Source organism: Azonexus hydrophilus DSM 23864 (genome assembly GCF_000429605.1).
Classification (GTDB): domain Bacteria; phylum Pseudomonadota; class Gammaproteobacteria; order Burkholderiales; family Rhodocyclaceae; genus Azonexus; species Azonexus hydrophilus.
In genome coordinates, this window is sequence record NZ_KE386925.1 from 244,074 (window position 1) to 265,325 (window position 21,252).

Below are 21,252 nucleotides of genomic sequence, written 5' to 3' on the forward strand. Positions count from 1 at the left end.
CATCAAACGGTAAGCAAGGGCCTTCAGGCTGCGCTACCCGCCATCGGCGAGTGCATTCCGTGGTATAAACCTCGCCCAAAGTAATAGATTAAGAGACAAAGTTTCGTGCCGTTCGGCTTCTACATCATCATGGCCGCGCAATTCTTTTCCGCGCTGGCCGACAACGCCCTGCTGATCGTCGCCATTGCCGCCCTGCGCGACATGCAGGCGCCGGCCGAATACGAGCCTTTGCTCAAGACCTGCTTCACCATTTCCTACGTTGCCCTGGCTGCCTTTGTCGGCGCCTTTGCCGACTCGATGCCCAAGGGCCGGGTCATGCTGATCAGCAACAGCATCAAGATTTTCGGTTGTGGACTCATGTTTCTCCACATCCACCCGCTCGCCGCCTACGCCATCGTCGGACTGGGTGCCGCCGCCTATTCGCCGGCCAAGTACGGCATCCTCACCGAATACCTGCCGCACCGCCTGCTGGTCGTGGCCAACGGCTGGATCGAAGGCCTGACCGTCGGCGCCATCATCCTCGGCGTCGTCATCGGCGGCCTGCTGATCCAGCCCAACGTGACCAGCCACCTGCTGAGCTTCGATTTCCCGCTGATCGATACCGGACTCGACACCACCGCCGAAATCGCCGTCGCCATCATCGCCCTGCTCTATCTGCTGGCCGCGCTGTTCAATTTCTTCGTTCCCAACACCGGCGTCGACCACAAGCCGCTGAAGAAGAATCCGCTCTATCTGATCCACGAGTTCAATCACTGCCTGAAACTGCTCTGGCGTGACCGGCTCGGCCAGATTTCCCTGGCCGTCACCACCCTGTTCTGGGGTGCCGGCGCAACGCTGCAGTTCATCGTCATCAAGTGGTCAGAAACCGCGCTCGGCCTCAACCTGTCGCAATCCTCAATGCTCCAGGGCGTGGTTGCGGTTGGCGTCGCCACCGGCGCCATCGTCGCCGCCAAGTTCATCACCCTGCGCAAGTCGGTGCGGGTCATCCCGCTCGGCATCGCCATGGGCATCATCGTGCTGGTCATGAACTTCGTCCGCGACATGTGGCTGGCCATCCCGCTGCTGATCCTGATCGGCGCGCTATCCGGCTTCTTCGTCGTACCGATGAACGCCCTGCTCCAGCACCGCGGCCACATCCTGATGGGTGCTGGCCACTCGATCGCCGTGCAGAATTTCAACGAAAACCTGTCGATCCTGATCATGACCGGCCTGTACTACGTGATGATCCGCGCCGACATGTCGATCTACTGGGTATTGACGCTGTTCGGGCTGTTCGTCAGCGGCATCATGTACCTGATCCGCGAACGCCACCTGGCCAACCAGCGCGACCGCGACGACGTGATGCACCTGGACGATTCCCCGCACTGACCATGACGCTGCAAGCCTACGCAGGCGTCGCCCCCTACATCACCAAGGACGGCTCCGAAATCCGCGAACTGATGCACCCGTCGGTACACGGCAATCGTGCGCAAAGCCTCGCCGAAGCCACCATCCTGCCCGGCTGCAAAACCGAACTGCACCGCCACGCGATCACCGAAGAGCTTTACCACATCACCGCCGGCACCGGCCTGATGACCCTGGGCCAGGAACATTTCCCCGTCCAGCCGGGCGACACCGTCTGCATTCCCCCAGGCACGCCACACTGCATCGAAGCCACCGGCGAGGCGCCGCTCAAGCTGCTGTGCTGCTGTTCTCCGGCTTACGACCACGCGGATACTGAACTGCTTCAGGGCTGAGCCGGAGAACGTGTCGATGTTTTGCGGAAATATCGACAGGTTTCCTTGATCTGTCGACGGCAACGACATGTTCGGGCACTTGCTGAGCGCCTGCTAAAATCCGCATCTTTTTCCACCTGACCCAGCCGATGAGCAAAACCGCCGACAGCCCCAAGCACACCCCGATGATGGTCCAGTACCTCGGGCTCAAGGCAAAGCATCCGAACACCCTGCTCTTTTACCGCATGGGCGACTTCTACGAGTTGTTCTACGAGGACGCCGAGAAGGCGGCGCGGTTGCTCGACATCACGCTGACCACGCGCGGGCAGTCGGCCGGGGTGCCGATCAAGATGTGCGGGGTACCTTTCCATTCGCTCGAGCCCTACCTGGCGCGGCTGGTGAAGTTGGGCGAGTCGGCGGTGATCTGCGAGCAGATCGGCGATCCGGCGACCAGCAAGGGGCCGGTCGAGCGGGCGGTGGCGCGCATCGTCACGCCGGGCACGCTGACCGACGCGACGCTGATCGACGACAAGCAGGACATCTGGCTGCTGGCGGTGACGACATTGCGCAACACCGCCGGTATCGCCCGGCTGAACCTGGCCAGCGGCGAGTTCATCCTGATCGAGGTGCCGGCCGAGCAGATTCCCGCGACGCTGGAGCGCATCCGCCCGGCGGAAATCCTCTACCCGGAAAGCTGGACGCCGAATTTCGGCATCGATGTGGCGCGCACGCGCCAGCCGGACTGGTATTTCGATTTCGATTCGGCCAAACGCCTGCTCTGCGAGCAGTTCGAGGTCGCCTCGCTGGCCGGTTTCGGCGCCGAGGGCCTGAAGCCGGCGATTGCCGCAGCCGGCGCCCTGCTCCAGTACGCGCAGGCGACGCAGTCGGGCAAATTGCCGCATTTGCGCGGTTTGACCGTGGAAATCGAGGGCGCCTACCTCGGCCTCGACCTGGCCACCCGGCGCAATCTGGAACTGACCGAGACGCTGCGCGGCCAGCCGTCGCCGACGCTGTTCTCGCTGCTCGATAACTGCATCACCAGCATGGGCTCGCGGCTGTTACGGCACACGCTGCACCATCCGCTGCGCGACCGGGCGATCCCGGCCGCCCGCCATGGTGCGGTCGAAGCGCTGCTCGACGATTACGGTCGACTGGCCGGCGAGACCAGAAAAGCCCTGCGCGGTATCGCCGACATCGAGCGCATCGCCGGCCGCATCGCGCTGCGCAACGCCCGCCCGCGCGACCTCGCCAGCCTGCGCGAATCGCTCGCCCGCCTGCCGGAACTGCGGGCGCCGCTGGCCGGCACGCCGTCGGCTTTGCTGCAGCAATCCTTCGCCGAACTCGAAACGCCGGCTGAGACGCTCGACCTGCTGGTCCGCGCCATCGCCGCCGAACCGGGCGCCCAGGTGCGCGACGGCGGCGTCATCGCGCCGGGTTACGACGCCGATCTGGATGAGCTGCGCTCGCTCAACGACAACTGCGGCGCCTTCCTCGTCGATATGGAGGTCCGCGAGCGCGAGCGCACCGGGATTTCCAGCCTCAAGGTCGAATACAACAAGGTGCATGGCTTCTACATCGAGGTCACGCACGCCAACGTCGACAAGATTCCCGACGACTACCGCCGGCGGCAGACGCTGAAGAACGCCGAGCGTTACATCACGCCGGAACTGAAGGCTTTCGAGGACAAGGCGCTGTCGGCGCAGGAACGTTCGCTGGCGCGCGAGAAGCTGCTCTACGAGGGCATTCTCGATGCGCTGCTGCCGGTCGTGCCGACGCTGCAGATCATTGCCCGCGCCGTCGCCCAGCTCGACCTGCTCGCCGGTTTTGCCGAATCGGCCTTGAAGCGCAACTGGTGCAAGCCGGAGTTTGCCGAAGAAACGCAACTGAGTATTGAGGGTGGCCGTCACCCGGTGGTCGAGAACGAACTGGCGCAGAGCGCCGAGACCTTCATCGCCAACGACTGTCTGTTGGCCGAAAGCCGGCGGCTGCTGCTGATCACCGGCCCGAACATGGGCGGTAAATCGACCTACATGCGCCAGGTCGCGCTGATCGCCCTGCTCGCCCACATCGGCAGCTTCGTGCCCGCCGACCGCTGCGTGCTCGGCCCGCTCGACCGCATCTTCACCCGCATCGGCGCTTCCGACGATCTGGCGTCCGGGCGGTCGACCTTCATGGTCGAGATGACCGAAGCCGCCGCCATCCTGCACCACGCGACCCACCAGAGCCTGGTGCTGATGGACGAGATCGGGCGCGGCACCTCGACCTTCGACGGCATGGCCCTGGCCTTCGCCATCCTGCGCCACCTGATCGACAAGAACCGCAGCCTGACGCTGTTCGCCACGCACTATTTCGAACTGACCCGGCTGTCGCACGAATACAGCGAACTGGCCAACGTCCATCTTGGCGCCGTCGAGCACAACGACCGCATCGTCTTCATGCACGCGGTCGAGGAAGGCCCGGCCAACCAGAGCTACGGGATTCAGGTGGCGGCGCTGGCCGGGATTCCGTCGGCCGTGGTACGCGCGGCGAGAAAACAGCTGCGCGAATTCGAGCAGCGCGCCGCCGTCGATCCGCTGCAACCCGACCTGTTCGCCCAGGATTTCCCGGGCGAGCTGGCCGAAGCCAGCGAATCGGCGCCGCATCCGGTGGTCGAGCACCTCACTGCCATCGACCCGGACAGTCTGACGCCGCGCGAGGCACTCGATGCGCTGTACGCGCTGAAAGGCTTGCTGAAGTAGCGAGCTTAGTGGTCGCAGCCGTCCTCGTCGTCGGCGCCATGCACGTGGCCGTGCTCGATTTCGTCGGCGCTGGCCGGGCGGATGGCGGTGACGGTGCAGGTGAATACCAGGGCGCTGCCGGCGAGCGGATGATTGCCGTCGAGCACAACCTTGTCGCCTTCGATGTCGGTCACGCGATAGATCACGAACTCTTCGTCGCTACCGTCTTCCGGACCGCCTTCGAACTGCATGCCGACCTGGAGTTCCTTGGGGAAATCCTTGCGCGGCTCGATCTGGACGAGTTGCGGATCGTATTCGCCGAAAGCTTCGTCGGGCTGCAGTTTGACCTGGACCGACTCGCCGACACTCTTGCCCTGCAGGGCTTCTTCGATCTTGGGGAAGATGTCGTCGTAGCCGCCGTGCAGATAGACGAGCGGATCGCGACCTTCGTCCACGACTTCGCCATCGGAATCGGTGACATGGTAGTCGAGGGTGATGACGGTATTGCGGGCAACCAGTTGGTTCATGAGTTGAGTTCCTTGACTAGGGCCAGTACTTCCTGGGCATGACCCTTGAAATTGACGTTGTAAAGCGCATGGCGGATGACGCCGCTGCGATCGATGACGAAGGTTGAACGGACGATGCCGGTTTTCGGCTGCCCATCCACCTCCCTCGTCTGCCAGACGCCGTATTGCCGGCAAACTTCGCCTTCGGCGTCGGACAGCAGATTGATACCGATACCTTCCCTGTCCCTGAATTCCTGATGCTTGAGACAGTCTTCCCGGTTGATGCCGAGAATGGAGCACCCGTGTTTCCGGAAATCTACCTCATGGTCCGAAAAATCGGTGACTTCACGCGTACAGGAGGGTGTTCCGTCCTTGGGGTAGAACAACAGGACAAGGTGTTGTTTGTCCTGAAAGCTCGCCAGATCGACAGTCTCCATATCAGCATCCGGCAAGCTGAATGTCGGGGCCTTATCGCCATTCTTGAGCAGCATATCGTTCTCCTTGAGTGCTCAGCGTGGGACTGCTGAGAACGATTCTAGCTGAGCAAAATGGCGGTGGCTACAAGGTTTGAAGCGATTTACCGGCGCTCGCCGGCGGGCTCGTCGGGTATCTGGACAAACACTTCGTCCTGTTTCACCATGCCGAGTTCAAAGCGCGCGCGCTCCTCGATGGCATCGTAGCCCTGCTTGAGATCGCGGACCTCGGCATCGAGGCCCGCGTTACGGATTTCCAGCTTGCGGGTTTCCTCCCGCTGGACCTTCAACTGACGGTCGTACTCCCATACCTTCAACCATCCTCCCTTACCCAGCCACAATGGGTACTGGAGGAGGACGATCACGGCAAGAAGGCCGACCGTCAGCCAGCGCATGAGCGATCAGCGCAGGTTGTAGAAAGTCTCGCGGCCCGGGTAGGAAGCGGTATCGCCCAGATCTTCCTCGATGCGGATCAGCTGGTTGTACTTGGCGATGCGGTCCGAGCGGGACAGCGAACCGGTCTTGATCTGGCCGGCGTTGAGGCCGACGGCGATGTCGGCGATGGTGCTGTCTTCGGTTTCGCCCGAGCGATGCGAGATCACGGCGGTGTAACCGGCGCGCTTGGCCATTTCGACGGCGGCGAAGGTTTCCGACAGCGTGCCGATCTGGTTGATCTTGATCAGGATGGAGTTGGCGATGCCCTTCTGGATGCCTTCCTTGAAGATGCGGGTGTTGGTGACGAAGATGTCGTCGCCGACGATCTGCACCTTGGCACCCAGACGCTCGGTCAGCAGCTTCCAGCCGTCCCAGTCGGCTTCCGACATGCCGTCCTCGATCGAGACGATCGGGAACTGGTCAGCCAGGTTGGCCAGGTAATCGACGAACTGAGCCGAGGTCAGCTGCAGGCCTTCGCCGGACAGGTGATACTTGCCGTCCTTGTAGAACTCGGAAGCAGCGCAGTCGAGGGCCAGCAGGACGTCTTGGCCGGGCACGTAACCGGCGGCCTCGATCGCCTGCATGATGATCTGCAGGGCTTCGGCGTGGCTGCCGAGGTTCGGGGCGAAACCGCCTTCGTCGCCGACGGCGGTCGAGTGACCGGCCTTGTCGAGCAGCTTCTTCAGCGCGTGGAAGATTTCAGCGCCGCAACGCAGGGCTTCGCGGAAGGTGTTGGCACCGACCGGCATGACCATGAATTCCTGGATGTCCAGGCTGTTGTTGGCGTGCTCGCCGCCGTTGATGATGTTCATCATCGGCACCGGCATCTGCATCGGCGCCATGCCGCCGAAGTAGCGGTACAGCGGCAGGCCGGATTCTTCGGCAGCGGCCTTGGCGACAGCCATCGACACGGCCAGGATGGCGTTGGCGCCGAGACGCGACTTGTTGTCGGTGCCGTCGAGTTCGATCATGGTCTGGTCGATGAAGGCCTGTTCCTGAGCGTCGAGACCGATGATCGCTTCCGAGATCTCGGTGTTGATGTTCTCGACGGCCTGCATCACGCCCTTGCCGAGGTAACGGCTCTTGTCGCCGTCACGCAGTTCGATGGCTTCGCGGGTGCCGGTCGAAGCGCCCGACGGAACAGCCGCACGGCCCATGACGCCGGACTCGAGCAGGACATCGGCCTCGACCGTGGGATTGCCACGGGAATCCAGGATCTCGCGGGCGACAACATCAACGATAGAACTCATATTTCTTCCTTGTAAACAGAAGGTTGAAAGAACAAATTAAAGTAAATTATCAGAATTTCAATTCTTCAAAACCGGCCGATTTGGCGGCCTTGTCCAGCGCCACCAGGGTCGCCAGCAGGCTTTCCATGCGATCCAGCGGCCAGGAATTCGGGCCGTCGGAGAAGGCCTTTTCCGGGCAGGGATGGGTTTCCATGAACAGGCCGGAAATCCCCACCGCCACCGCCGCCCGCGCCAGAACCGGAACGAATTCGCGCTGACCGCCGGAAACCGTACCCTGCCCGCCCGGCAACTGCACCGAGTGGGTGGCATCGAATACCACCGGGCAACCGGTATCGCGCATGATCGCCAGCGAGCGCATGTCGGAAACGAGGTTGTTGTAGCCGAAGCTGGCACCGCGTTCGCAGACCATGATGTTGTCGGCGCCGCCGTTCACTTCGCGCGCCTTGTCGACGACATTCTTCATGTCGCCCGGCGCCAGGAACTGGCCCTTCTTGATATTCACCGGCTTGCCGCAGGACGCCACGGCGTGGATGAAATCGGTCTGCCGGCAGAGGAAGGCCGGCGTCTGCAGCACGTCGACCACGCTCGCCACCTGGGCGACGTCGTTGCCATCATGGACATCGGTCAGCACCGGCACACCGACCTGGGCGCGCACGGCTTCAAGAATCTTCAGGCCGCCATCGATGCCGGGGCCGCGCACCGACTTGCCGGAACTGCGGTTGGCCTTGTCGTAGGATGCCTTGAAAATGTAATTGACACCCAGGCGGGCGCAGATTTCCTTCATGCGGCCGGCGACATCGACGCACAATTGCTCCGACTCGGCGGTACAGGGACCGGCGATCAGGAAAAAAGGCTGGTCAAGACCAGCCTCGAAACCGCAGAGTTTCATCAGTTCTTGCCCTGCTTGCTGGCCAGCGCGGCCTTGACGTAGGACGTGAACAGCGGATGTCCCTGGCGCGGATTGGAGGTGAATTCCGGATGGAACTGGCAACCGACGAACCATGGATGGACATCGGCCGGCAGTTCAACCATTTCGCACAGGTCGGTGCCCGGCGCCCGGCCGGCAACGACCAGGCCCTTGTCTTCCAGTTGCGCCAGCAGCGTGTTGTTCACTTCATAGCGATGGCGGTGACGCTCGGTGATCTCCGCAGCGCCGTAAATCTGGCGGGCCAGCGAACCTTCCTTGAGTTGGCAGACCTGGGCACCGAGGCGCATGGTGCCGCCGATGTCGGAATCCTCGCTGCGCTTCTCGACCTTGCCGGAGGCGTCGAGCCACTCGGTGATCAGGCCGATCACCGGGTACGGCGTGTCGGCAACGAACTCGGTCGAGTGCGCGTCCTTCAGGCCGGCGACATGGCGGGCGAATTCGACGACGGCCATCTGCATGCCGAGACAGATGCCCAGATACGGCACCTTGTTCTCGCGGGCGTAGCGGATCGCGGCGATCTTGCCTTCGGTACCGCGGCGGCCGAAACCGCCCGGCACGAGAATGGCGTCCATGCTCTCGAGCACGCCGGTGCCGTTCTTCTCGATCTCTTCCGAATCAAGATAGACGATGTTCACTTCGCTGCGCGTGTGGATGCCGGCATGCTTGATGGCTTCGATCAGCGACTTGTACGACTCGGTCAGATCGACGTACTTGCCGACGAAGGCGATCTTCACTTGGTGCAGCGGGTGTTCCAGCGCCACGATCAGGTTTTCCCAGACCGACAGGTCGGCTGCCTTGGCCAGGATGCCGAGCTTGTGGCAGACGATTTCGTCGAGCATCTGCTCGTGCAGCATGCCCGGGATCTTGTAGATGGAGTCGGCGTCGAGACACTCGATGACGGCTTCCGGCATGACGTTGCAGAACAGCGCGATCTTGCGCCGCTCCTCGACCGGAATCGAGCGGTCGGCACGGCACAGCAGGATGTCCGGCTGGATGCCGATCTCGCGCAGTTCCTTGACCGAGTGCTGGGTCGGCTTGGTCTTCAGTTCGCCGGCGGTCGGGATGTAGGGCAGCAGCGTCAGGTGCATGTAGCAGACGTTGTTGCGGCCTTCCTCGATGCCCATCTGGCGGATGGCTTCCAGGAAGGGCAGAGACTCGATGTCGCCGACCGTGCCGCCGACCTCGACGATGGCCACGTCGGCACCCTCGGCGCCGGCTTTGACCTTGCCCTTGATCTCGTCGGTGATGTGCGGGATGACCTGCACCGTCTTGCCGAGATATTCACCGCGGCGCTCTTTCTTCAGCACCGTGTCGTAAATCTGGCCGGTGGTGAAGTTGTTGCGCTTGGTCATCTTGGCGCTGGTGAAGCGCTCGTAATGCCCCAGATCGAGATCGGTCTCGGCGCCATCCTCGGTGACGAAGACCTCTCCGTGCTGGAAGGGACTCATCGTGCCGGGGTCGACGTTGATGTAGGGGTCAAGCTTGAGGTGGGTAACCTTGATGCCGCGGGATTCCAGAATGGCCCCGAGCGACGCGGCGGCGATGCCTTTGCCCAGTGAGGACACGACACCACCTGTAACGAAAACGTATTTGGTCATGGAAAGACAGGCTGCGGGAAAGCAGAATGATAGCCGAAAACATGCCGGGAGCGAAAGCCGTCCGCCGCTTCCGCCAGTCTCCGTTAAAATACCCGGCAACTGAAACAGACCGGAAAAGCACACATGTCCCAATTCTCTTTTGACGTCTCCATCGAGGAATTCGAAATCAAGGTCCTGCAGGCCTCGCTGCAGGTGCCGGTGGTGGTCGATTTCTGGGCGCCCTGGTGCGGCCCGTGCCAGACGTTGAAGCCGATGCTGGAAAAACTGGCCGAGGAATACCAGGGCCGCTTCCTCCTGGCCAAGGTCAATTCCGACGAATACCCCCAGCTGGCCGGCCATTTCGGCGTGCGCAGCATTCCGTCGGTCAAGGTCGTATTCCAGGGACAACTGGTCGATGAATTCAACGGCGCCCTGCCCGAAGGCCAGGTCCGCCAGTTTCTCGACCGCATCGCCCTGCCCGCCGGCGACAACGCCAATCCGCGCGAAGAGGCAGCCGCCCTGGCCGCCGAAGGCCGGTTCGAGGAAGCGCTGGCCAGGCTGGTCGAGGCCAGTCAGGCCAATCCGCAGGATCAGGCGGTGCAACTCGACGCCATCGAGGTATTGATGCACCTGGGCCGCAACGACGAAGCCGCGCAGTTGCTGGCTGGCGAATTCAAGGACGAACCGGAGCGCGCCGGCGCCCTGCGCGCCCGCCTGGCACTGGCCCAGGGCGCTGCCGATACCGAACCGCTGGAAGCGAAGCTGGCCGCCAACCCGGACGACCACGCCACGCGCCTCGAACTGGCCAAGGCCTACGCCGCGCAAAGCCGCTTCCGCGAGGCGCTCGACGCCGCGCTCGAAGTGGTCCGGCGCGACCGTTTCTTCGACGAAGGCGCCGGGCGCAAGGCCCTGCTCCAGTTCTTCGAGGCCCTGGCTGGCGAGCAGTACGACGATCTCGTCCGCGAATATCGTCGCAAACTTTCCGCCGCGCTGAACTGACATCTCTGGTCGGTGCCAGCGCGCACCGACCGCCGCGATGCAGCTTTTCTACACCGACGTCTTCGTTCTGCCGCTGCCGCCGGGGCATCGCTTCCCGATGGAGAAATACGCCCGCCTGCGGCAGACACTGCTCGCCGGCGGCGATTTTTCACCAGACGACTTCCATCTGCCGCACGCCGCCACCGACGAGGAACTGCAGCGCGCCCACGACGCCGACTACATCCGGCGCATCAGCCTCGGCGAGATCGACGAAAAGATGCAGAAGGCCATCGGCTTTCCGTGGAGTCCGGGCATGGTCGAGCGCTCCCGGCGCTCGGCCGGCGCCACCATCGACGCCTGCCGTGCCGCCTGCGCCAGCCGGGGCATCGCCGCCAATCTAGCCGGCGGCACCCACCACGCCTTTGCCGGCCATGGCGAAGGCTTCTGCGTCTTCAACGATGCTGCCGTCGCCGCTCGGGCGATGCGGGCGGAAGGACTGGCCGGGCGCATCCTGATCGTCGATTGCGATGTGCACCAGGGCAACGGCACCGCCGCCATCCTCAGGGACGATCCCGACATCTTCACCTTTTCCATTCACGGCGCCCGCAACTACCCGTTCACCAAGGAAAACAGCGATCTCGACATCGAGCTGCCCGACGGCTGCGGCGACCCGGCCTACCTGGCCCAGCTTGAGCATGGACTGGACACTGCCTTCGATCTCGCCTGCCCCGATCTGGTCATCTACCTGGCCGGTGCCGACCCCTATGCCGACGACCGGCTCGGTCGCCTGGCCCTGAGCATGAACGGCCTGGCGGAGCGCGACCGGCGGGTATTCCGGCGCTGCCGGGACGGCGCCATTCCGGTGGCCGTCGCCATGGCCGGCGGCTATGCGCGCAACATCGACGACACGGTCAGCATCCATGCTGCCACGATCCGCCTCGGCCGCGCCATGTGGCGCTAGAATCACGGCATGGACACCCGTCTCCTCCTGAGCCCATCGCTACGGCGCATCGAAGCCCGCCACGCCGACCAGCCGCTGATGCAACGTGCCGGTCAAGCCGCCGCCGACCTGGCCAGCCAGCTGGCCGGCGAGCGTAACCGCCCCATCCTGGTGCTGGCGGGCCCCGGCAACAATGGCGGCGACGCCTTCGAGGCAGCCCGACTGCTGCGCCAACGCTTTTTCGATGTCCGCGTGCTGTTCGCCGGCCAGGCGGAACAACTGCCGGCCGACGCCGCCGCGGCCTGCCGGCGCTTCACCGACGCCGGCGGCGAGTTTTCCCTGACACTGGAGGACGAACGGCACTGGGGCCTGATCATCGATGGCCTGTTCGGCATCGGACTGAAACGGGCGCCGGAAGGCATCTACGCCGAGTGGATCGCGCTGGCCAACCGCCTCGCCCGCCGTGATGGCTGCGCCCTGCTGGCGCTCGACTGCCCGTCCGGTCTCGATGCCGACACCGGCAACCGGCCCGGCATCTGCATCGAAGCCACGCACACCCTGACCTTCATCGCCGGCAAACCCGGCCTGCTGACCGCCGACGGTCCCGACCACTGCGGCGAAATCGCCATCGCCACGCTCGACCTCGAGACGACCGGCGCTGACCCGGCCGACGGCCACACCGTCAGCCGCCAGGATTTCGCCGGGCGCCTCAAACCCCGGGGCCGCAATTCGCACAAGGGCAGCTTCGGCGGCGTCGGCATCATCGGTGGCGGCAAGTCGATGAGCGGCGCCGCCCTGCTCGCCGGTCGTGCCGCGCTCAAGCTCGGCGCCGGCCGCGTCTATCTCGGCCTGCTCGACCCGGATGGACCGAGCGTGGACCTGGTCCAGCCGGAACTGATGATCCGCCGCATCGACACGCTCTTCCAGGCCGACCTGCAGGCGCTGGTGTGCGGCCCCGGGCTCGGCACCGCCGGCAACGCAGCCGATTGCGTCGAGCAGGCCCTGAAATGCCCGTTGCCTCTGGTCCTCGATGCCGATGCCCTGAACATCCTGGCCAGCGACGGGCGCCTCGAAGGCAACCTCTACAACCGCGTCGCGCCGGCCATCCTGACCCCGCACCCGGCCGAGGCCGGCCGTCTGCTCGGCGCCTCGACGCGCGAGGTGCAGCTTGATCGCATCGCCGCCGCCCGCGAGATGGCTGCGCGCTACGCTTGCCCGGTCGCCCTCAAGGGTTGCGGCACGATTGTCGCCGGACCGGATGGCCGCTGGTGGATCAACACCACCGGCAACCCGGGCATGGCCACGGCCGGCATGGGCGACGTCCTGAGCGGCATGATCGCCACCCTGCTGGCCCAGCAATGGCCGGCGGAACAGGCCTTGCTGGCGGCGGTGCATCTGCACGGCGCAGCCGCCGACCGGCTGGCCGCCGACGGCATCGGTCCGGTCGGCCTGACCGCCGGCGAAGTCATCGACAGCGCCCGCTGCCTGGTCAACGACTGGCTGCGTTGAAGTGCAGCCTCAATCCGCCGCCGGCGGCGACGGATAGGGATAGAGCATGTTCAGCGCCTGACTCTGGCCGTTGGGCTGGACGATGCGTACATGTTCGCGGCGCAGTTCCCGGGCATGCGGAACCCCGCAGGCATGGGCGATCATTTCCACTTCCTGGTTCAGGTTGCGCGTGTAATGGGCAACCCGTTCGGCCTTGTCCTCGACGACCAGACCGCGCTGCAGTTTCTGGTTGTGCGTGGTGATGCCGGTCGGACAGGTGTTCTGGTGACAGCGCAAGGCCTGAATGCAGCCGAGCGCGAACATGTAGCCGCGGGCCGAATTGACCAGATCGGCACCACAGGCCAGTGCCCAGGCGACCTTGGCCGGGGTCAGCAGCTTGCCCGAGGCAATCACCTTGATCCGCTCGCGCAAGCCGTTTTCGATCAAGGCGTCGACCACGCGCGGCAGCGCTTCGTTGATCGACAGGGCCATGTGATCGGCCAGCGCCTGCGGCGCCGCGCCCGAACCGCCCTCGCCGCCGTCGATGGTGAGGAAATCCGGCGCGCTCCACAAACCGCGCCGTCTGACGGCTTCGGCCAGTTCGTGCATGAATTGCCAGCCGCCGATGGCAGTCTTGATGCCGACCGGCTTGCCGGTCACTTCGCGGACATGCACGACCATGTCGAGCAGTTCCTCCATCGTCCCGGTCTCGGGGTGACGGTTTGGCGACAGCGAATCCTTGCCCATTGGAATACCGCGGATGGCGGCGATCTCGGCCGTTACCTTGGCCGCCGGCAGCACCCCGCCTTTACCCGGTTTGGCGCCCTGCGACAGCTTGATCTCGAAGGCGCGGACATGCTCGTGCCCGGCCAGTTCGCGCAGGCGCAGGTCGCTCAGGCGGCCAGACTCTTCGCGAACACCGTACTTGGCCGTACCGATCTGGAAAATGACGTCGCAGCGCCCTTCGAGATGGTAGGGGCTGAGCCCGCCTTCGCCGGTATCCATGTAGCAACCGGCCAGGGCCGCGCCTTGCGACAGGGCGCGGACGGCCGGCCGGGAAATGGCGCCGAAACTCATGCCGCTGATATTGATCAGCGAACGGGCGGCGAACGGCTTGTCGCACCAGCCTTCGCCGATCATCACCGGCGGCGACGGCCGGTGATCGCTGTCGAGCACCGGAAAGGCGGCGTTGACGAAGACCAGCGCGCCGGATTGGTTGATGTCGTAGGTCGAACCGAAGCCGATCATGCCGCCTTCGTTCTTGGCCAGCCGATAGACCCAGGCGCGTGTCGCCCGGTTGAAGGGCATTTCCTCGCGGTCACCGAGGAAGAAGTACTGGCGGAAGTATTCGCCCAGGCTTTCGAAGAAGAAACGCAGATGGCCAACGATGGGGAAATTGCGCAAGACCGTGTGGCGCTTCTGGGTGACGTCGCGCAGGTACCAGAACAGCAGGAGCACCGCCAGCACCAGAACGACCATCACCCCAAGACTGACGTGAAACACCCCGACGATTTCTGACATTGTCTCCCCCCTGACGGTACAATTCGCGCCTAAGCATGCCGCCGGAACCCAGAGATGTCCATAGAATTCGCCTACCCGCTCGCCGCAGAAATCACCCGCAATGTCGACGCCGCCCTGACCGAAGATGTCGGCCCCGGCGACCTGACCGCTTCACTGGTACCCGGCGCCCGTCAGGTCCGGGCCACGGTCATTTCTCGGGAGGCCGGCGTGCTTTGCGGCACGGCCTGGTTTGACGAATGCGTGCGCCGCCTCGACCCGAATGCCCACATCACCTGGCAGGCCGGTGACGGCGAACGGATCGCTGCCGATCAGCTGCTATGCACCATCGACGGTAACGGCCGCGCCCTGCTGACGGCCGAGCGCAGCGCGCTGAACTTCCTGCAACTGCTGTCGGCAGTGGCCAGCAAGGTCCGCATCTACGCCGATGCCATCTCCGGCACCCGGGCGCAGGTCGTTGACACCCGCAAGACCCTGCCCGGCCTGCGCATCGCCCAGAAATACGCCGTCCGTGCGGGCGGTGGCGGCAACCACCGGCTGGCGCTGTGGGATGCGATCCTGATCAAGGAAAATCACATCCATGCCGCCGGTGGCATCGCCCAGGCCTACGCGGCAGCCGAACAGGTCGCCGGGCAAGCCGCCGACCGCTGCAAGTTCATCCAGGTCGAAGTGGAAAACCTCGACGAACTGAACCAGGCGCTGGCTGCCGGCGCCCGGATGATCCTGCTCGACAATTTCACCCCCGACCTGATGCGCGAGGCCGTCGCCGTCAACGCCGGGCGCGCCATTCTCGAAGCCTCCGGCAACGTCAGCCTGGAAACCATCCGCGCCATTGCCGAAACCGGGGTCGATCGCATCTCGGTCGGTGCCCTGACCAAGGACGTCAAGGCGCTCGACCTGTCGATGCGCTTCGTCGCTTAAGCCGCCCCCGACGCCGAGGGCGGCGAACAGCGCTTAGCCGACCCAGCGCCGGGCGTTGCGGAACATCCGCATCCACGGGCTGTCCTCACCCCAGCTTTCCGGGTGCCAGGACATCTGCACGGTACGGAAGACGCGCTCCGGGTGCGGCATCATGATGGTGAACCGGCCGTCGGCGGTGGTCACCGCGGTCAGGCCGCCCGGCGAACCGTTCGGGTTGTACGGGTAGACTTCGGTCGGCTCGCCCTTGTTGTCGACGTAGCGGATCGCCGACAGGCACTTGCCCGGGTCGTCGGCGTTGTCGAAGACGGCGCGGCCTTCGCCGTGCGAGACGACGATGGGGATCTGCGAGCCTTCCATGCCGGCGAAGAAGATCGACGGCGAATCGAGTACCTCGGTCATCACGAAGCGCGCTTCGAACTGCTCGACCTGGTTGCGGCGGAAAGCCGGCCAGTGTTCGGCACCGGGGATGATGGACTTGAGCGCGCTCATCATCTGGCAGCCATTGCAGACGCCGAGTGCGAAGGTGTCCGGGCGGTTGAAGAAGGCGGCGAACTCGTCGCGGCAGCCGTCGTGCATCAGGATGGTCTTGGCCCAGCCCTGGCCGGCACCGAGCACGTCGCCGTAGGAGAAGCCACCGCAGGCGACGAGGCCCTTGAAGTCCTTGAGGCTGACGCGGCCGGCGAGGATGTCGCTCATATGCACGTCGACCGACTGGAAGCCGGCGCGATCGAAGGCGGCGGCCATTTCGTAATGGCTGTTGACGCCCTGCTCGCGAAGGATGGCGACGCGCGGGCGGCCGCTGATGTCGCGGTAGACCTGGGTGAAATCTTCCTGCGGATCGAAAGTCACCTTCGGCGTCAGGCCGGGGTCGGCGACGTCGAGGATGCGGTCGAATTCCTGCTGGGCGCAGTCGGGGTTGTCGCGCATCGCCTGCATGCGGAAGCTGGTTTCCGACCAGGCACGCTGCAGATCGACGCGCTTCTCGCGCAGCACGCGCTTGGCATTGCGGGTGACGCGGATTTCGTCCCACTCGTTCAAGTGGCCGACGAAGTGGTAAGGCACACCGCAGGCACGCAGAATCGGCGTGACCTTCTCGCGGTCGGCACGACGGATCTGGATCAGCGCACCGAGTTCCTCATTGAACAGCGCGCGGACGATGTGCTCGAAATCGCGGCCGGCCATCAGGTCCGGACGCTTCTCGGCGCCATCGACATCAAGCGCGGCGGCGTCAAAGCAGACGCCGTCGAGGTCGAGCGAGACGCCGCGGCGGCTGGCGAAGGCCATTTCGCAGGCGGCGACGAACAGGCCGCCGTCGGAACGGTCGTGGTAGGCAAGCAGCAGGCCGTCGCGATTGAGTTTCTGCACGGCGTCGAACAGGCCCTTGAGCTTGGCCGGTTCATCAACGTCCGGCGCATCGTCGCCGGTGGCGTTGTACACCTGCGCCAGCGCCGAGCCGCCAAGGCGGTTCTTGCCGAGGTCGAGCAGCAGCAATTCGGTTTCGCCCTGATCGCTGGCGAGCAGCGGGGTTTTCGTCTTGCGCACGTCGTCGACGGCGGCGAACGAGGTAACGATCAGCGACAGCGGTGAAACGACCTGCTTCTTCTCGCCGTTCTCATCCCAGGCGGTGCGCATCGACAGCGAATCCTTGCCGACCGGGATCGACACGCCGATCTGCTTGCACAGCTCGGTAATGCCTTCGACCGTGGCGTACAGGCGGGCATCCTCGCCCGGCACGCCGCACGGTGCCATCCAGTTGGCCGAGAGCTTAACCTTGTCCAGGCTGCCGACATCGGCGGCGGCCAGGTTGGTCAGCGCCTCGCCGATGGCCATGCGGCCGGAAGCCGGCGCGTCGAGCACGGCCAGCGGCGTGCGCTCGCCCATGGCGAAGGCTTCGCCCAGATAACCTTGATAGCCCATCGTGGTCACCGCCACGTCGGCCACCGGCACCTGCCACGGGCCGACCATCTGGTCGCGAGCCGTCATGCCACCGACCGAGCGGTCACCGATCGAGATCAGGAAGGTCTTGTCGGCGATGGTCGGCAGACGCATCAGGCGGTAGGCGGCGTCCTTGAGTTCGATGGAAACGGCGTCGAACGGCACGAAGCTGGCCGGCTGCGACGTGACATCGCGCGTCATCCGCGGCGGCTTGCCGAGCAGCGCTTCCATTTCCATGTCGACCGGATTGACGCCGAAATGCGCGTCGGTGACGGTCAGGTGGCCGTCGCCGGTGGCTTCGCCGACCACGGCGAACGGGCAGCGCTCGCGCTCGCACATGGCCTGGAATTCGCCGATGCGGTTCGGCGGAATGGCCAGCACGTAGCGTTCCTGCGATTCGTTGGACCAGATTTCGGCCGGCGACATGCCCGGCTCCAGGGTCGGCACCTTGCGCAGGTCGAACTTGGCGCCGACGCCGCCCGAGTGGGCGAGTTCCGGCAGGGCGTTGGAAACGCCGCCGGCACCGACGTCGTGCACGGAAAGGATCGGGTTGTCCTTGCCCATCTGCCAGCAGCGATCAATCACCTCCTGGGCACGCCGCTGGATTTCCGGGTTGCCGCGCTGCACCGAGGCGAAGTCGAGGTCTTCGGCATTGACGCCAGCCGTCATCGACGAAGCGGCGCCGCCGCCCAGGCCGATCAGCATGCCGGGGCCGCCGAGTTGCACGAACAGCGTGCCGACCGGGAAGGTTTCTTCTTTGAACGACTGCTCGGCCTGGATGGAACCAAGGCCGCCGGCGATCATGATCGGCTTGTGGTAGCCGCGGACCGTGCCGGCCACGTCCTGCTCGTAGGTCCGGAAGTAGCCGGTCAGGTTCGGGCGGCCGAATTCGTTGTTGAAGGCAGCGGCGCCGATCGGGCCTTCGAGCATGATGTCGAGGGCGGAAGCGATGCGCGACGGACGGCCGTAAGCGTGTTCCCACGGCTGCGGGGCATCCGGCAGGTTCAGGTTGGAGACCGAGAAACCGCAGAGGCCGGCCTTCGGCTTGGAACCCTTGCCGGTGGCGCCTTCGTCACGGATTTCGCCGCCGGAGCCGGTCGAGGCGCCGGGGAACGGCGAAATGGCCGTCGGGTGGTTGTGCGTCTCGACCTTGGTCAGGATGTGGGTCAGCTCTTCCTTGTAGCTGTAGCCGCGGTCGGCATCCGGGTAGAAACGCTGGATGGTCGCGCCTTCGATGATCGAGGCGTTGTCGGCGTAGGCCATCACCGTGCCCTGCGGGTTGGCGGCGTGGGTTTCGCGGATCATGCCGAACAGCGTCTTGTCCTTCTTCTCGCCGTCGATCACCCAGGAGGCATTGAAGATCTTGTGGCGGCAGTGCTCGGAGTTGGCCTGGGCGAACATCATCAGTTCGACGTCGGTGGGGTTGCGCCCGGCCTTGGTGAAGATGTCGAGCAGGTAATCGACTTCGTCGTCGGACAGCGCCAGGCCCAGCGTGCCGTTGGCTTCGACCAGTGCGGCCTTGCCGCCAGCCAGGATGTCGACAGTCGACAGCGGCTTCGGCGCGAAATGGCGGAACAGTTCGCCGGCTTCGGCAAAACCGGCGAGCACCGATTCGGTCATGCGGTCGTGCAGCAGGCCGGCGACAATCTTCTGCTCGTCACTGCTCAGCGCGCGGGCGTTGTTCACGATGACATGGAAGGCGACGACGCGCTCGATGCGTTCGATGGCCGGTTCCAGATCGCAGTTGAAGGCAATGTCGGTGGCCTTGGACGACCACGGCGAAATGGTGCCGATGCGCGGCGCCACCAGGAACAGTTCGCCCTTGTCGGCGCCGGCCGGCACTTCTTCCAGCAACTTGGCCAGCTTGGCGCGCTCGTCGGCGGACAGCGCACGCTTCTGCGCGACGACGTGCCAGTAATCGGCGGTCACCGATTCGATGTCCGACACCGCCGCGCTCAGGCGGGCGAGCAGGCGTTGCAGGCGGAAGGCGGAAAAGGCGGCGTCGCCTTTGAGGCAAATGATGTCGGCCATGGAGTGTGCGGTCGGGTTAGATGCGGAGAGGCGGGCATTATACCCGAGGGCGGTCAAGCAAATGGCCGCCATGCCAATTCAGAACATCGGCATGACTGGTAACGAATTATTGCACGGTTACATTTGGTATTTTTTTCATAATTATTGATTATGATCGATAAATAACCTAGAATCGCGAGGCTTAACTATCCCAACACTTGAACAAATATCACTGGAGGTTTTCATGAGCATCGCAATGCGCATCGTCCTGCTTATCGCACTGGCGATTGCCGGCTTGATTGGCCTTGGAGGCTTCAGTCTCTATCAGATGGCCAAGATCAACAATGGCGTCAAGGAAACCAACGAAACCACGATTCCCGGCATCCTCAAGCTGAATGAAGCGCAGACCGCCTTCCTGCTCGCCCGCCCTTTCCTGATCAACGTCCTCATCGAAAGCGACCTGGCCCGCCGCGAGACGCTGGTCCAGCGTTTCAACGAGCGCATGGCCGAGATGAACGCCGCCTTCGCCGATTACGAGAAGCTGGTGCACGACGACAAGGACCGCGAGTTGCTGGCGCACGACAAGAAGACCGCCGCCGCCTACCTCGAGTTCGCCAAGCAGTACATGGCCGCCGCGCTCGCCGGCAACCGCGATGAAGCGATGACCATCTCGCGCAATGCCGCCGACACCGTCAATGGCCTGTCCAACGCCCTGGTCGAGCACGCCAAGTTCATCAAGACGCATGCCGAGGAGTCGGCCAAGGAGGCCTACGACATCCACAACACCGCGATCAACCTGGTTGTCGGTGCGATCGTGCTACTCAGCCTGGTCGTCGCCACCATCGGCCTGCTGATCTACCGTCACGTTTCAGGCGGCCTCGACCGGATGGTGACGATATTCACCGGCATCGAGAAGGACCTCGACTTCACCGGGCGCCTGGATGTTGCCGGCAACGATGAACTGGCCAAGGTCGCACACGCTTTCAACGGCCTGCTCGAACGCCTCCAGCAGAGCTTCCGCAAAATGTCCAGGCACGCTGAATCCGTCAATCAAGCGGCTCAGCGGGTATCGACGGCGGCCCGTCAGATGTCGGTTGCCTCCCAGTACCAGAGCGAAGCCGCCTCAAGCATGGCGGCGGCAGTCGAAGAGATGACCGTCAGCGTCAATCACGTCGCCGACCGCGCCGAGGACACCCGCCGTCTGGCAACCAGCGCCGGTAGCGTCGCTGCACGCGGCCAGAACATCATCGGCGAGACGGTACTGTCGATCAACGGCATTGCCACCACCGTGCAAAGCGCTTCCGAGCAACTGACGGCACTGGAGAAACAAAGCGAGAAGATCAGCACCATTGTTTCCGTGATCAAAGACATCGCCGACCAGACCAACCTGCTCGCTCTCAATGCCGCCATCGAGGCAGCGCGTGCCGGCGAACAGGGCCGCGGCTTCGCCGTTGTGGCTGACGAAGTGCGCAAGCTGGCCGAGCGAACCGGCCACTCGACTCAGGAAATTGCCGTAACCATCCAGGAAATGCTCAGCGGCGCCCAGGGCGCTGTACACAGTATCCAGAGCGTCGAAGGCGCAGTTGCCTCCGGTGTCGGTTACGCTGAGCAGGCAAGCGGCGCGATGCAGGAAATTGGCAACGGTTCGACAGAAACGGTTGGCATGGTCAGCGACATCACCAGCGCCATCCGGGAACAGGGCGTCGCCAGCACCGACATCGCTCAACAGGTCGAGAAAATTGCGCAGATGGCCGAGGAAAACAGTGCCGCCGCGCAATCGACTTCAGGCACCTCGGAAGAAATGGTCAAGCTGGCGCAGGAAATGCACGACATCGTTGCCCAATACCGCGTCTGAAACTCA

16 protein-coding genes are annotated in these 21,252 nt (G+C 64.2%); 8 read left to right on the top strand and 8 right to left on the bottom strand.

The window, feature by feature from the left end:
- Positions 1 to 105: 105 nt before the first annotated feature.
- The 3 genes from lplT (at position 106) to mutS (ending at position 4,453) form a co-directional block, all read left to right on the top strand.
- Positions 106 to 1,368, top strand: a complete 1,263-nt coding sequence (gene lplT, locus G471_RS0112520) for a lysophospholipid transporter LplT (RefSeq protein ID WP_028995647.1) — start codon at positions 106 to 108, stop codon at positions 1,366 to 1,368.
- A gap of 2 nt (positions 1,369 to 1,370) precedes the next feature.
- On the top strand, positions 1,371 to 1,736 hold the full coding sequence (locus tag G471_RS0112525; RefSeq protein ID WP_028995648.1) for a cupin domain-containing protein: 366 nt from the start codon (positions 1,371 to 1,373) through the stop codon (positions 1,734 to 1,736).
- A 128-nt stretch (positions 1,737 to 1,864) separates the two neighbouring features.
- The gene (gene mutS / locus G471_RS0112530; RefSeq protein WP_028995649.1) at positions 1,865 to 4,453 is read left to right on the top strand and encodes a DNA mismatch repair protein MutS; all 2,589 of its coding nucleotides are present in this window, start codon (positions 1,865 to 1,867) and stop codon (positions 4,451 to 4,453) included.
- Positions 4,454 to 4,458: 5 nt separating this feature from the next.
- On the opposite strand, the gene G471_RS0112535 is transcribed toward mutS, so the two are convergent.
- The 6 genes from G471_RS0112535 to G471_RS0112560 form a co-directional block, all read right to left on the bottom strand.
- Positions 4,459 to 4,959, bottom strand: coding sequence for an FKBP-type peptidyl-prolyl cis-trans isomerase (locus G471_RS0112535; protein WP_028995650.1), 501 nt, complete (start codon positions 4,957 to 4,959; stop codon positions 4,459 to 4,461).
- On the bottom strand, positions 4,956 to 5,426 hold the full coding sequence (locus tag G471_RS0112540) for a peroxiredoxin (protein WP_028995651.1): 471 nt from the start codon (positions 5,424 to 5,426) through the stop codon (positions 4,956 to 4,958). The genes G471_RS0112535 and G471_RS0112540 overlap by 4 nt, the downstream gene beginning before the upstream one ends.
- 89 nt (positions 5,427 to 5,515) lie before the next feature.
- Complete coding sequence (ftsB, locus tag G471_RS0112545; RefSeq protein ID WP_028995652.1) at positions 5,516 to 5,806, bottom strand: cell division protein FtsB; 291 nt, start codon at positions 5,804 to 5,806, stop codon at positions 5,516 to 5,518.
- Between the two features lie 6 nt (positions 5,807 to 5,812).
- Positions 5,813 to 7,096 carry a phosphopyruvate hydratase gene (gene eno / locus G471_RS0112550; protein ID WP_028995653.1) on the bottom strand — a complete coding sequence of 428 codons (1,284 nt, stop codon included), beginning with the start codon at positions 7,094 to 7,096 and terminating at the stop codon, positions 5,813 to 5,815.
- Positions 7,097 to 7,145: 49 nt separating this feature from the next.
- Positions 7,146 to 7,985 (bottom strand): 3-deoxy-8-phosphooctulonate synthase, encoded by an 840-nt coding sequence (gene kdsA, locus G471_RS0112555; RefSeq protein ID WP_028995654.1) that lies wholly within the window; start codon positions 7,983 to 7,985, stop codon positions 7,146 to 7,148.
- Positions 7,985 to 9,622, bottom strand: a complete 1,638-nt coding sequence (locus G471_RS0112560) for a CTP synthase (protein ID WP_028995655.1) — start codon at positions 9,620 to 9,622, stop codon at positions 7,985 to 7,987. The genes kdsA and G471_RS0112560 overlap by 1 nt, the downstream gene beginning before the upstream one ends.
- A gap of 123 nt (positions 9,623 to 9,745) precedes the next feature.
- Here G471_RS0112560 and G471_RS0112565 point away from each other — a divergent pair, with 123 nt between their 5' ends.
- The 3 genes from G471_RS0112565 to G471_RS17595 are packed head-to-tail and all read left to right on the top strand — an operon-like array spanning position 9,746 to position 13,028.
- A complete protein-coding gene (locus G471_RS0112565; protein ID WP_028995656.1) occupies positions 9,746 to 10,600 on the top strand; it encodes a tetratricopeptide repeat protein in 855 nt (284 codons plus the stop codon).
- Positions 10,601 to 10,637: 37 nt separating this feature from the next.
- The gene (locus tag G471_RS0112570) at positions 10,638 to 11,540 is read left to right on the top strand and encodes a histone deacetylase family protein (protein ID WP_028995657.1); all 903 of its coding nucleotides are present in this window, start codon (positions 10,638 to 10,640) and stop codon (positions 11,538 to 11,540) included.
- A gap of 9 nt (positions 11,541 to 11,549) precedes the next feature.
- Complete coding sequence (locus tag G471_RS17595; protein ID WP_043421596.1) at positions 11,550 to 13,028, top strand: NAD(P)H-hydrate dehydratase; 1,479 nt, start codon at positions 11,550 to 11,552, stop codon at positions 13,026 to 13,028.
- A gap of 9 nt (positions 13,029 to 13,037) precedes the next feature.
- On the opposite strand, the gene G471_RS0112580 is transcribed toward G471_RS17595, so the two are convergent.
- Entirely contained in the window at positions 13,038 to 14,528 is a 1,491-nt protein-coding gene (locus G471_RS0112580; RefSeq protein ID WP_028995658.1) for an FMN-binding glutamate synthase family protein, read from the bottom strand.
- A gap of 54 nt (positions 14,529 to 14,582) precedes the next feature.
- Here G471_RS0112580 and nadC point away from each other — a divergent pair, with 54 nt between their 5' ends.
- The gene (gene nadC, locus G471_RS0112585) at positions 14,583 to 15,446 is read left to right on the top strand and encodes a carboxylating nicotinate-nucleotide diphosphorylase (protein WP_028995659.1); all 864 of its coding nucleotides are present in this window, start codon (positions 14,583 to 14,585) and stop codon (positions 15,444 to 15,446) included.
- A gap of 33 nt (positions 15,447 to 15,479) precedes the next feature.
- Here nadC and purL read toward each other — a convergent pair whose 3' ends face one another.
- Positions 15,480 to 19,412 carry a phosphoribosylformylglycinamidine synthase gene (purL, locus tag G471_RS0112590; protein ID WP_028995660.1) on the bottom strand — a complete coding sequence of 1,311 codons (3,933 nt, stop codon included), beginning with the start codon at positions 19,410 to 19,412 and terminating at the stop codon, positions 15,480 to 15,482.
- 223 nt (positions 19,413 to 19,635) lie between these two features.
- Between purL and G471_RS17600 the strand changes: the two genes are divergently transcribed.
- A complete protein-coding gene (locus G471_RS17600) occupies positions 19,636 to 21,246 on the top strand; it encodes a methyl-accepting chemotaxis protein (protein ID WP_051295471.1) in 1,611 nt (536 codons plus the stop codon).
- Positions 21,247 to 21,252: the final 6 nt, after the last annotated feature.